The sequence below is a fragment of the Pigmentiphaga sp. MLSB6-MA01 genome (assembly GCF_058793475.1).
Window position 1 is genome coordinate 309107 of sequence record NZ_JBXAFV010000006.1, and the last position, 12579, is coordinate 321685.

At 69.9% G+C, this 12579-nt stretch carries 5 protein-coding genes; all 5 read left to right on the forward strand.

Annotated elements, in window-relative coordinates; genetic code table 11:
* Window positions 1–3: 3 nt before the first annotated feature.
* Window positions 4–1119 carry an ABC transporter permease gene (locus AC1Q6E_RS13045; RefSeq protein WP_296558607.1) on the forward strand — a complete coding sequence of 372 codons (1116 nt, stop codon included), beginning with the start codon at window positions 4–6 and terminating at the stop codon, window positions 1117–1119.
* A gap of 12 nt (window positions 1120–1131) precedes the next feature.
* On the forward strand, window positions 1132–2646 hold the full coding sequence (locus AC1Q6E_RS13050) for an efflux transporter outer membrane subunit (protein ID WP_492572888.1): 1515 nt from the start codon (window positions 1132–1134) through the stop codon (window positions 2644–2646).
* A gap of 135 nt (window positions 2647–2781) precedes the next feature.
* A complete protein-coding gene (locus AC1Q6E_RS13055) occupies window positions 2782–3186 on the forward strand; it encodes an Hsp20/alpha crystallin family protein (RefSeq protein ID WP_152792687.1) in 405 nt (134 codons plus the stop codon).
* A 44-nt stretch (window positions 3187–3230) separates the two neighbouring features.
* Entirely contained in the window at window positions 3231–5660 is a 2430-nt protein-coding gene (gene lon / locus AC1Q6E_RS13060) for an endopeptidase La (protein ID WP_492572889.1), read from the forward strand.
* Between the two features lie 146 nt (window positions 5661–5806).
* The gene (locus tag AC1Q6E_RS13065; protein WP_492572890.1) at window positions 5807–12079 is read left to right on the forward strand and encodes an autotransporter outer membrane beta-barrel domain-containing protein; all 6273 of its coding nucleotides are present in this window, start codon (window positions 5807–5809) and stop codon (window positions 12077–12079) included.
* The last annotated feature ends 500 nt before the right edge of the window (window positions 12080–12579 follow it).

Below are 12579 nucleotides of genomic sequence, written 5' to 3' on the forward strand. Positions count from 1 at the left end.
CGCATGGACGCCTTCATCGACTTCTGGCGACGCCTGGCCCAGTTGTGCCGCAAGGAACTGCTGGCCATCCTGAAGGATCCCGCCAACCGGGCCATCCTGGTCGTTCCGGCGCTGCTCCAGAGCCTTGTGTTCGGTTATGCCGCGACCTACAACCTGACGAACGTGCCGTACGCGGTGCTGGACCAGAGCCAGGGGGCGGCTTCGGCCCGGCTGCTGGCGCGCCTGGATGGCACCGGGGTTTTCCACCGCGTCGCCACCCTGGCGGCGCCCCGGGACATCGCGCGGGTGGTGGATGCCGGCGAGGCGCTGCTGGTCCTGCAATTCGGACCGGACTTCGATGCCCGGCTGGCGCAAGGGCAGGATGCTCCCTTGCAGGTCATCCTGGATGGCCGCAATTCGAACACCGCGGGCCAGGCGTCCGCCCACGTGGCCGAGATCGTGGCGGCCTACAACGCCGAGCTGCGCGGCGGCGGGATGCCGGTCACGGCGGTGCCGCGCGTCTGGTACAACCCCAACCTGGAGACGCGCTGGAACATCATGCCGGCCCTGATCGCCGCGCTCAGCATGATGCAGACCCTGATGCTGACCGCGCTCTCGGTCGCGCGCGAACGCGAACAGGGCACGTTCGACCAGTTGCTCGTGACGCCCTACACGCCGATGGAGATCATGCTCGGCAAGGCCGTTCCCCCGGTCCTCATCGGCCTCGTGCAGTCGTCCATCATTCTTGGCGTCACGCTGTTCTGGTTCCGCATTCCCATGGCGGGGTCGCTGGCGACGCTTTACGCGGGCCTGGCGATCTTCACCGTGGCCTGCGTGGGGATAGGGCTGTCGATTTCGGCCGTCTCGGTCAACATGCAGCAGGCCATGCTCTACACCTTCGTGCTGATCATGCCGCTGATGCTGCTGTCGGGCCTGGCCACGCCGGTGCGCAACATGCCCGATGCCTTGCAATTCGCGACCCTGGCCAATCCGCTGCGCTTTGCCATCGACCTCGTGCAGCGGGTCTACCTGGAGGGCGCCGGCCTGTTGTCGCTGTGGCGCAATCTCGTGCCCATGTTCGTCCTGGGCGCGGTCACGCTGCCGCTGGCGGCGTGGCTGTTCCGCCATCGTTTGGTTTGACTGGAGGCAAGCATGGCATGCGATCCGATCCGCCGGCCCGGGACCCGTCCCTTCCTGCAAGCGGCCGTGCTCGCGTTGTCCCTGGGCGGCTGCGCGGCGGTGGGGCCGGACTTCAAGGCGCCCACGGCCGCGCAGCCGGCGGATTGGAACAGCTGGCGCGGCGGTCCCGATAGCTTGCGCGACCCTGTTTCCACGGCGGTGCCGCCGGACCATTGGTGGGAAACCTTCCACGACGCACGGCTGGACGCGCTGCTGCGCCAGGCGCGCGAGGCCAGCCCCGATCTGCGCACCGCGGCGCTGCGTTTCGCCCAGAGCCGCTTCATGCGGCAGACGGTGGCCGCGCAGCGGGGGCCGGACGTGGGCCTGTCGGCGGGCGTGTCCCGCCAGCGCCAGAGCGAGTACGGTGCCAGCACCCGCCTCTTGGATGCCATCGCGCCGAACAACCGCGAGCAACTCGTCTCGGTGCTGAGCGATCCCTTCACGCTGTACCAGGCGGGCTTCGATGCGTCCTGGGAAATCGACCTGTGGGGCCGGGTCGCGCGGTCGATCGAGGCGGCGCAGGCCGACGTGGACGCATCGGCGGCGGCGATGGCGCAGGCGCGGCTGTCGGTGGCGAGCGAGATCGCCCGCAATTACTTCGAGCTGCGCGGCACCCAATCGCAACTGCGGTGGCTGCAAGAGGACATGGCCGCAGCCCGGGCGTCCCGGGATATCCTGCGGGCGCGGCAGGACGGCGGGCAGATCGATGCGCTGGACGTATCGCGGCAAGAGGCGCTGCTGGCCGATCTGAACGGGCGCCTCGCGCCTTTGCGAGCCCAGGAGGCCGCGGCGGCCAACCGCATCGGCCTCCTGGCTGGCCAGCCGCCAGGGGCCTTGCGGGACATGCTGGGCGAAACCGCGGACGCGGACGCCGCCATGCCCGACCTGGCGTTGGGCCTGCCTTCGCAAGTGGCGCTGCGCCGGCCCGACATACGCGCGGCCGAGGCCCGCCTGCATGCGGCCACGGCCGACATAGGCATTGCCACGGCCGACCTGTACCCGCGCATCGTGCTGGGCGCGAGCTTCGGCTACGAATCCTTCAAGGACGGCAGGTTCGGCGAATGGGGCAGCCGGCGCTGGTCGGTGGGGCCCAGCCTGTCGCTGCCGCTGTTCGACCAGGGCCGCCGCCGCGCTACCGTGGCGCTGCGCGAGCTGGCGCAGCAGGAGGCGGCGGTGGCCTACCAGCAGACGGTGCTGCGCGCGTGGCAAGAGATCGACGATGCCCTGACCGGCTACGGCGCGGAGCGCCGGCGCAATCTCGAATTGCAGCACAAGCTGCGCGCGAGCAGCGACGCCCTCGACCTGGCGCGGGCGCGCCATACCGGCGGGATGACCGATTTCCTGCCGGAGCTCGATGCCCGGCGGACCCTGCTGCAGGCCAGGCGCGATCTCGCGCAGAGCGACAGCCAACTGCGGATCGGGTTGGTCGCGGTCTACAAGGCCATCGGCGGAGGCGGGCAGGTGGCGCCGGGTGCCTCCGGCTCCTGAACGCGACATCTGTTACGAGTCCGCGATCCCACGCGGTGGGTGAACGTGGGGACGGTATTTCCGTCCCCTATTGCCAGATGCCGCGCGCCGCCTTAATTTGGAGCCATCGGGGCGCTCCGAGCAAGGATCAGGACCATGAACTATCGCAAGCCGTCCAATGCCATGTGGATTGACGCGGTCAGACTGCTGGAGCAGGCGGACAACCTGCACCGCCAGTTCTTCCGCCCAGGCCAGGGAGGTCCTCAGGGGCCGACCTGGGAGCCTCCCATCGATATCTTCGAGACCGGCCGGGCCTTGACCGTGCTGGTCGCGCTGCCCGGCGTCGCGCCGGACCAGGTCCAGGTGCTGATCGAAGGCGCGACGCTCACCGTGGTGGGCGAACGCCCGCTGCCGGCACCGGCCGAGGCCCATATCCGCCGCATAGAAATTCCCTATGGACGCTTCGAGCGGCGCATCGCGTTGCCGCCAGGGGCTTTCGAAATCCGGGAGCACAGGATGGTGGACGGCTGCCTCCTGTTGACGCTGCTCAAGCTGGGATAGGCCGGCGGTACGCCGCAACTCGAACCGGGGACAGGTAAGAAGCCATGGCAAATGAATTTCGAGACCAACAATCGGGGCAGGAACGGCAAGAGGCCCCGGGCGCGCAGCCCGCGAGCCAGGGGCCCGCGCCATCGATCGCGCTGCCGTCGGACGCACTGACGCTGATCCCGGTGCGCAACCTGGTGCTTTTTCCAGGCTTGGTGGCGCCCATCTCCATCGGCCGGGACAGCACCGTGCGCGGCGCGCAGGAAGCCGCGCGGGCCAGCCGCCAGGTGGGCGTGGTGCTGCAGCGCGATCCGGAGGCCGAGGAACTGGGCGACGGCGATCTCCATCCCATGGGGACCGTGGCCAATGTGATGCGCTACGTGACCACGCCCGACGGCACGCACCATGTCATCTGCCAGGGCGTGCAGCGTTTCCGTATCGTCGAGCTGCTGCGGGGCTATCCGTTCATGGTGGCGCGGGTCCGGCGCTTCGAGGATCCCGAAGTCATGACCTCGGAGATCGAGGCACGCCTGATCCAGCTGAAGATGCGCGCGCTGGATATCCTGCAACTGCTGCCGCAGGTGCCGGCCGAACTGGCCGGCTCGATCCAGAACATGACCTCGGCGCCGCTGCTGGCGGACTTCATCGCCGGGTTGATGGAGATCAAGCCCGAGGAAAAGCAGGACGTGCTCGAGACCGTGGACGTCATCGCCCGCGCCGACAAGGTGTTGGCGCTGATGGCGCATCAGATCGAGGTATTGCGCATCAGCCGCGACATCGACCAGCAGACCAAGGCGCGCTTCGAGGACCGCCAGCGCGAGGTCATGCTGCGCGAACAGCTCAAGACCATCCAGCAGGAACTGGGCGAGACCGAGGGCAACAGCGCCGAACTGGCGGAGCTGGGCGAACGCATCGCCAAGGCGGGGATGCCGGAAGAAGCCGAGAAGCAGGCGCGCAAGGAACTCAAGCGGCTGGAAGGCATTCCCGAGGCATCCGGCGAATACTCGATGATCCGCACCTACCTGGACTGGCTGATCGAGCTGCCCTGGTCGGTCTCCACCGAGGACCGCATCGACATCGCCGAGGCCCGCCGGATCCTGGACGAGGACCATTACGGGCTCGACAAGATCAAGCGCCGTATCCTGGAATACCTGGCCGTGCGCAAGCTCAACCCCACCGGCAAGAGCCCGGTGCTGTGCTTCGCGGGGCCGCCGGGGGTGGGCAAGACCTCGCTGGGCCAGAGCATCGCCAAGGCCACGGCGCGCAAGTTCGTGCGGCTGAGCCTGGGGGGCGTCCATGACGAGGCCGAGATACGCGGCCATCGGCGCACCTACATCGGGGCGCTGCCGGGCAACGTGATCCAGGCCATCCACAAGGCCGGCTCGAACAACTGCGTGATGATGCTGGACGAGGTCGACAAGCTGGGCGCCAGCGTGCAGGGCGATCCCGCCGCCGCGCTGCTGGAGGTCCTGGATCCCGAGCAGCACGACACGTTCCGGGACAACTACCTGGGCGTGCCGTTCGATCTGTCCAAGGTGCTGTTCATCGCGACGGCCAACGTGCTCGACGGCATTCCGGGGCCGCTGCGGGACCGCATGGAGATCATCACGCTGCCGGGCTATACCGAGGAAGAGAAGGCCCAGATCGCGCGCCGCTATCTGGTGCCGCGCCAGCTCTCGGCCAATGGCCTCACGCCCGCGCAGTGCGAGATCACCGACGCGGCCGTCCACGAGGTGATCAATGGCTACACCCGGGAAGCCGGCGTGCGCAATCTGGAACGGGAGATCGGCAGCGCTTTCCGCCATGCGGCCATGAGCGTCGCGGAAGGGACCGCGCAGCACGTGCGTATCGACGTGGAGGAGGTGCACGCGATCCTGGGCGCGCCGCGTTTCGAAAGCGAGATCGCCATGCGCACCGGCATGCCGGGCGTGGCCACCGGCCTGGCCTGGACGCCGGTCGGCGGCGACATCCTGTTCATCGAGGCCAGCCGCACGCCGGGCAACGGCAGGCTGATACTGACCGGGCAACTGGGCGAGGTGATGCGCGAAAGCGTGCAGGCGGCATTGACGCTGCTCAAGGGCCGGGCGGCGTCCCTGGACATCGATCCCGCGCTGTTCGAGCACAACGACATCCACGTCCACGTGCCCGCGGGCGCGATTCCCAAGGACGGCCCCAGCGCCGGCGTGGCGATGTTCGTCGCGCTGACCTCGCTGATGACCGACAGGCCGGTTCCCTCGGACCGGGCGATGACGGGCGAGATCAGCCTGCGCGGGCTGGTCCTGCCAGTGGGAGGCATCAAGGAAAAGGTGCTGGCCGCGTTGCGGGCGGGGATCAAGACCGTGCTGCTGCCCGCGCGCAACCGCAAGGATATCGAGGAGATCCCCGACGAGTCGCGCAGGCAGCTCCAGTTCATTTTCCTGGAGACGGTCGAGGATGCGATCCGCGCGGTGGCACCGGCGGACAAACCAGGAGCGACGGTGGCCGGTTGATGGCCGGATGTCATTCATCGGCTGAAAATGTCGATTCGTCCGGCCTGATTGCGATATCGGGATCCTGACAAATAAGATCGTTCGCGTACGACAAACGCACGGTTTCGGGCGTTTGCCGAGTTCTGACGCATGGGACCTGTACGCATATGACGACGTTTTCGCATCTCCTGGCCCCGGGCACCGCCGGCGGCTTCCCCCGGCCCTTGTTCCGGCCGACTCTGCTGGTGGCCGCGATGCTTGCCGCGCTGTCGTCGCCGGCCGGGACCGTGCAGGCCCAGGTCGTCCACGACTACCGGGGCACCGATGGCTCCTGTTGCCATGACCATAACGGCTCGGACGGCACCAACGGTACCGATTTCGTCGGGGCGTCCGATTCGTCGCTGAACGTCTCGATCGACACCGGCACCGCGGTCTTCGTGGACGTGAGCGGTGGCCATGGCGGCAACGGCGAAGGATCCACCGACCCGGTTTACCCGAACTACAACCACTGGGGCGGCAACGGCGCGCAAGGTGCGACGCTGGGCTACGACCTGCTGTACAGCACCCTGCGCAGCGGCGGCGTCGGCCTGCGCGCGGCCTCGCATGGCGGGGATGGCGGCAGATGGGCGATCCAGAGCGGGGGACGGCGTTACGGCGATGCCGGAGACGGCCACGACGCGGGTGTCGTGGTCTCGGGCACAGGAATCACCGCCGGGGTCTACGGCATATGGGTCGATTCCGTGGGGGGCGTAGGCCAGGAACCCTCGATCCGGGACGTATTGCCGTCTGGCGACTCCGGACGCGGCGGCAACGCGGGCGCGGCCAGCGTGACCCTGAGCTACGGATCGTCCGTGACGGTGTCCGGCGGCACGGGGCAGTCGGAGACCGCCGGCATACTGGTCCAGTCCGTGGGAGGCCAGGGCGGGGACGGCTTTCACGGCGGCGTTGGCGGCGGGCACAGCACGGCGGGGCAGGGCGGCGATACCGGCGATGTCAGCGTCAGCATCGACGACAGCAGTTCCGTCACCACCAACGGTACGGGTACGGCAGGCGTGATCGCGCGTACCCGGGGCGGCCAGGGCGGGGGCGCGGAGGGCGGCGAGGAGGGCGAACCCGCGCAGGACGTTCGCGCCAATCGCGGCGGAAACGCCGGGCACGTCACTGTCTCGAACGCGGGCGCCATCACGACGCGTGGCACGTCGTCCGCCGCCATCCTGGCCAGCAGCCTGGGTGGAAGGGGCGGCGATGGCGGGGCCGGATCCTGGTCGTCGGGGCACGCCGGTGGCGACGGCGGCTCGGCCAGCGGCGTGTCCATCACCAATTCGGGCCGGATCGCCACCTACGGCGATTATTCCAACGGCATCCAGGTCCGGGTCGCCGGCGGCGACGGCGGCAAGGGCGGGGACGGCGGCCTGTCGGGCCACAGCGGCAGCGGCGGTTCTGGCGGTGGCGTGGGTTCGCTGGCCTACGACATCACCAACAGCGGTTCCATCGTGATCGCCGGCGCGGGCGCCGAGGACGACGACGGGACCATGGGCACGGGATCCTTCGGCATCGTCGCCCAGGCGTCCGGCGGCCAGGGCGGCGCGGGCGCCGAGGCGGCCGGCTGGTTTGTCGTGGGCGGCAACGGCGGCGGCGGAGGCAACGGCGGCGCCGGCCGCGTGACCAACACCGGCGGCATCACCACCACGCGCGACCAGAGCGGCGCGGTGGTGATGCAGAGCGCCGGCGGGGGCGGAGGGGTCGGCGGCGATGCCGACAGCACGGGCCTGATCGTATCGATGGCGGTGGGGGGCCGGGGCGGTACCGCCGGCGACGGCGGCGACCTGTCGCTGATGTCGTCCGGGCGGATCGCCACCCAGGGCGCCGGCTCCACGGGCGTGATGCTGCAAAGCATAGGCGGTGGCGGCGGGCACGGCGGCTCGGCCAAGGCCGCCTCGGTGGGCGTGCTGGTCGGGGTCGCGCTCTCCACGGGCGGAGACGGCGGCGCGGGCGGGGCGGGGGGGCACGTCTCCATCGATCTCGATCCGGGCGGATCGGTCACGACTTCCGGGGCCGTCAGCAGCGCGGTGGTCGGCCGGTCGGTCGGGGGCGGAGGCGGCAACGGCGCGTTCGCGGAGTCCGTGCAGGCCACCATCGCGCCGCAACTGGGGCCGGATATCCCGACGGGCACCGGCAGCATCCAGGTCACGGTAGGCGGCCGCGGCGGCGCGGCGGGCAATGCCGGAGCGGTCGACATCGACAACTCCGGCGCCGTTGCCACCGCGGGGCACGAGAGCCACGGCATCTTCGCGCAGAGCACCGGCGGCGGGGGCGGCAACGGCGGCGTCGCCGCCGCGCCGCTGCGGCCGACGACGATAGGCGCATCCAGCTTCACCATCAGCTATGGCGTCACGACCGGTGGCGAAGGCAGCAGCGGGGGAAATGGCGGCGCGGTCTCGGTGAACAACCACGGCGGGAGCGCGATCACCACGACCGGCGACCATGCGATCGCCGTGCTGGCGCAGAGCGTGGGCGGTGGAGGCGGCAACGGCGGCCTCGTCCAGCAGGAGACCGAGCGTTCGTTCGCACCCGTGGTCAGTTCGCCCACGGCATTCCTGGAGACGCTGACCAAGGTTTCCGAATGGCTGGAGGAAGCGCCGAACTCGATTTCGTTCGGCGGCTTGAGTTATGCGCTTGATGCCCGGGTCGGCGGCAATGGCGGCAGCGGCGGCAGCGGTGGCAATGTCACGGTCGCCAACGATGGTGCCATCTCGACGCGGGGCCAGGCTTCGGCGGGCATCGTCGCGCAAAGCGTCGCCGGCAGCGGCGGGCGGTCCGGCGCCATCGGCGCGGCGGGGGCGTCCAGCCTGCTGTCCGCGATCGATAGCCTGCTGAAGGCCGCCAATGAAGGCGTCAGCAACGTGGTCTCGCTGGCGCCTTCGATAGGCACCAACCTGTCGGTGGGCGGGAACGCTGGCGATGGCGGGCAGGGGGGCACGGTGCTGGTGACCAATACCGGGACGGTCTCGACCGCCGGCAAGGCCGCGCCCGCCATCCTGGCGCAGAGCGTGGGTGGCGGTGGGGGCGTGGGCACGGTCTCGGAGCAGGATCTGGCCGGGCTGGTGAAAGAGCACGGCGGCGACCAGGCGGCCGAGATCCTGGAGAAGATCAATACGATCGCCGAGTTCCTGGCGTCCAAGGGCCTGTCCCTGACCCGCAACATCAACGTGACCGTGGGCGGCGGCGGAGGGGGCGGCGGCAATGGCGGCCTGGCCACCGTCGACGCCAGCGCGGCGGGCAGCGTGGTGACGACGATGGGCGACCATGCGCCCGGTATCGTGGCGCAAAGCGTGGGCGGGGGCGGCGGCAAGGCCGAAGTGTCGAGCTTCCTGGTCGGAGCCGGCGGGCTGGCCACCCCGGCCGGACAGACGGACGCGCCGCTGACGATCACGATGGGGGGCAACCGGACCTTGTCGGGCTTCATTTCGGAGGCGGCGGTAATGAGCGGCGGCGGTGCTTCGGTCACCACGGGGCAGGTCCGCACGCAGGGCGACGACGCGCCGGCGGTGATCGCCCAGAGCGTGGGCGGCGGAGGCGGACTGGCCTCCATCCGTATCGACGGCCTGGATGCGGCGGGGCTGGGCGCCGGGAGCGCGGCACAGGCGCCGGTCATTTCACTGGGCGGGAAGATCAGTGTGGTGGCCGGGATCTCGATCCCTCCCATCGCTGCCGGTGACGCGACGGTCACCACGACCGGCGGCAACATCGTCACGTCCGGCGCGCTGTCCCATGGCGTGATGGCCCAGAGCGTGGGTGGCGGAGGCGGCGCGGCAACGCTGGCCAGCAGCGCCGCGGCGGCGCCGCTGCTGGCGCCGGCCCAGGTGACGCTGGGGATGGATGCGTCGAACCAGGAGGCCATGCGGACCGACGGCGGACACGTTGCCGTGACCACCGGCAAGTACGACGAAGGCTCGAGCACGATCGTCCACACGGTGGTCCAGACTTCGGGCGACCTGGCCTTCGGCGTACTGGCGCAGAGCGTGGGCGCGGGGGGCGGGTACGTGGGCCTGCTCAGTGGCGGACAGGCCCAGGCACCCGCCAGCGTCGCGCTGGGCGCGCTGGGCGGCGCGACCGGAGACGGCGGCCAGGTCGATGCGCACGTGGTGGCCAACAGTTCCGTCAATACCCAGGGCAGGAATGCCGTGGGCGTGCTGGCGCAGAGCGTGGGCGGCGGGGGCGGCGTCGCCGGCCTGTCGACGGCCGCGGGCAGGACGACACTGGCCGCGCCGGCGTCGCAGGGCTCGGGCGCGGGCGGCGCGGTCAATGTAAACGTCGAAGGTTCCGTGCTGACCAAGGGCGCGGGCGCCATCGGCGTGCTGGCGCAGAGCGTGGGCGGTGGCGGAGGCCTGGCCGGGGACTTTTCCTCGGTCAGCTACGACGACAATTTGGTCAAGACCGTTGACGTGGCCGGGGGCGGCGGCAACGGCGGGGCGGTCGACGTGCAGGTGGGCGTCATGGTGGCCACGGAGGGCAGGAATGCGCCGGCCATCGCCGCGCTCAGCCTGGGTGGCGGCGCGGTCTTCTCGGAAGCTGGCATCCAGGTACGCGGCGGCGGTGGAGCGGGCAGTGCCGGCGGCACGATCAACATCGGACTGGGCACGGGGACGCTGGTCACCGCGCAGGGCGGCGGCGCGCCGGCCATCCTGGCGGTAAGCGCCGGCAGCGCGGCGCAGAACAGTGGCGGTGCGGTCACGATCGGCGTGGGCGCGTCGTCGGCCGTGTACGCCGACCTCGCCAGCGGTATGGCGATCCGGACGATTACCGACGACGTCACCTCGGTCTCCAACCAGGGCCTGATTTCTGGCGCGACCGCGATCGATGCTTCCGGCCGGGTGGCCGTGGACAACTACGGCCTGTTCATCGGCAGCGTCGCGAGCGGCGACGCGGCCCACGGTTCTTTCGTCAACCACGCGGGGGCGGTGCTGGCCAGCGGCCAGCGATTGGATGCCTCCCTGGTCAACCAGGGCGTGTTCAATCCGGGCGGTCCGGTCGACCAGCATGGCGCGTACCAGACGACGTTCATGCAGGGTTTCACGCAAGCGCCGGGAGGCGTCTTCCAGGCTGACGTCGATTTCGGCGCCGGCGGACTGGCCGACGTGATCGGCGTGAGCGGGCCGGCGCAGCTCGGCGGCAGCCTGCTCGTGCTGGGACACAATCTGGCCGGCGGCCAGCCCATGCTGATCGCCCAGTTCGACGTCACGCCGACGGGCTCGTTCAATCTTGCCGGGCAATCGCCGGTGGTCAACTACGATGTGTCGCTGACCGGCGACGGCCAGCTATGGGTCACGCCCAAGGCGAATTTCCGTCCGCAGAACCTGGGCCTGACCGCGAACCAGGCCAGCATCGCCGGCTACCTGCAAACCCTGTGGGATCGGGGCGACCGTGGCCTGACGACGCTGTTCGACCCCTTCGCCCGGCTGGAAGGCACGGATGCCTACGTCAAGGCGCTGGGCGCGGTGGCCTCCGACGCGGCGTTGAGCCGCGCGAGCAACCGTACCTACGAGCTGCACTCGGCGCTGGACCGGATGATGAGCTGTCCCTACTTCAGCGATCAAAGCGTCCAGCTGGCCGAGGGCGAGTGCGCGTGGGCGCGCGTGATAGGCGGCCGCTTCGACCGTTCGGCGTCCGCCGACGGCGCGGGCTACGACAACCGGCAGACCACGGTGCAGTTCGGCGTGCAGCGCCAACTGGCGCCGGACTGGTTCCTGGGGGCCTCGGCCAGCTACAGCCGCACCAACACTTATTCCGCGGACAACACCGTGCGCATCGCCAGCGACAGTTTCCATGCCGGGCTGACGCTGAAGCGGCAGATGGGGGCCTGGCAGTTCGCGGGTGCGTTGATGGGGGGCTACGAGGAATCGAACCAGGCGCGCAATATCGTGCTGCCCGGCATGGCCGCGCGGGCGACCAGCAAGCCCGATTCCTACCAGTTGGCGGCGCGTGCCCGGGCCGCCTACCAGTTCTCGTTCGGCGATTGGTACGCCAAGCCCTATGCGGACCTGGACCTGATCTATGATCGCACGCCCGGCTACAGGGAGTCGGGCGCGGGACTCTTCGATCTGGTCCATGACGCCAGCGACCGGTGGAGCGCGGTGCTGACGCCCAGCATCGAGTTCGGGGGCAAGGTCCGGATGGGCAAGGCGGTGGCGCGTCCCTATCTCGCGCTGGGCGTGGGGCTGGTGGCGGGTCGCAAGGTGTCGACCGATGTGCGGCTGGCGGTGGCGCCGCAGGATGCGTTCACGTTGTCGACCCGCGTGCCGGGGGTATTCGGCAGCGCGACGGCTGGCATCGAGGTGATGTCGGACGATGCGTGGTCGCTGCGGGCGGAGTACGGGATCCAGGCGGGCGAGCATCTGGTGGCGCAGACGGCCAGCTTGAAGCTGGGTGTGCGGTTCTAGGGGTTGGGCTGACTCGAGATTCATGTTCTTTACCCGGTCTTGTCCGGGGCGCCGGGGCCGGGCGGCCGGTGGGGCGCAGCGAAGCCGGTCCCGCTGCGCGGGACTTCCCGGTGGAGACAGGGTGGCCGGGGCGGGCGCAGAACTCGGACCGGGGTAGCCCACTGGGCTACCCCGAAAGCCGTCCTCAAACAGCTGCGCCCTTGCTTCCCCGTCCACCCTGTCCCCACCGGCGGCTCCGAATGCGCCCCACCGGCCGCCCGGCCCCGGCGCCCCGGACAAGACCTGCACCGCTAGTCACGCAGATCCACGAGCTTCAGTGCGTCGTCTTCTTGAATGGGATAAAGAACCCTCGCCGTCTTTGAACCCGTGATCGTCGCTCATCACTGCCGTAGTCCTTGATCGGTGGGGTGGGGCGGCTCGCGTTGGGGCGCATTCGGAGCCGCCGGAGTTGGCGCGGTTGGCGGGGAAGCAAGGGCGTGCATGTGTGAGCGCGGCAGTAG

Coding starts and splice junctions, on each gene's coding strand:
- AC1Q6E_RS13045 (WP_296558607.1), top strand. CDS start 4: ATGGACGCCTTCATCGACTTCTGGCGACGCCTGGCCCAGTTGTGCCGC.
- AC1Q6E_RS13050 (WP_492572888.1), top strand. CDS start 1,132: ATGGCATGCGATCCGATCCGCCGGCCCGGGACCCGTCCCTTCCTGCAA.
- AC1Q6E_RS13055 (WP_152792687.1), top strand. CDS start 2,782: ATGAACTATCGCAAGCCGTCCAATGCCATGTGGATTGACGCGGTCAGA.
- lon (WP_492572889.1), top strand. CDS start 3,231: ATGGCAAATGAATTTCGAGACCAACAATCGGGGCAGGAACGGCAAGAG.
- AC1Q6E_RS13065 (WP_492572890.1), top strand. CDS start 5,807: ATGACGACGTTTTCGCATCTCCTGGCCCCGGGCACCGCCGGCGGCTTC.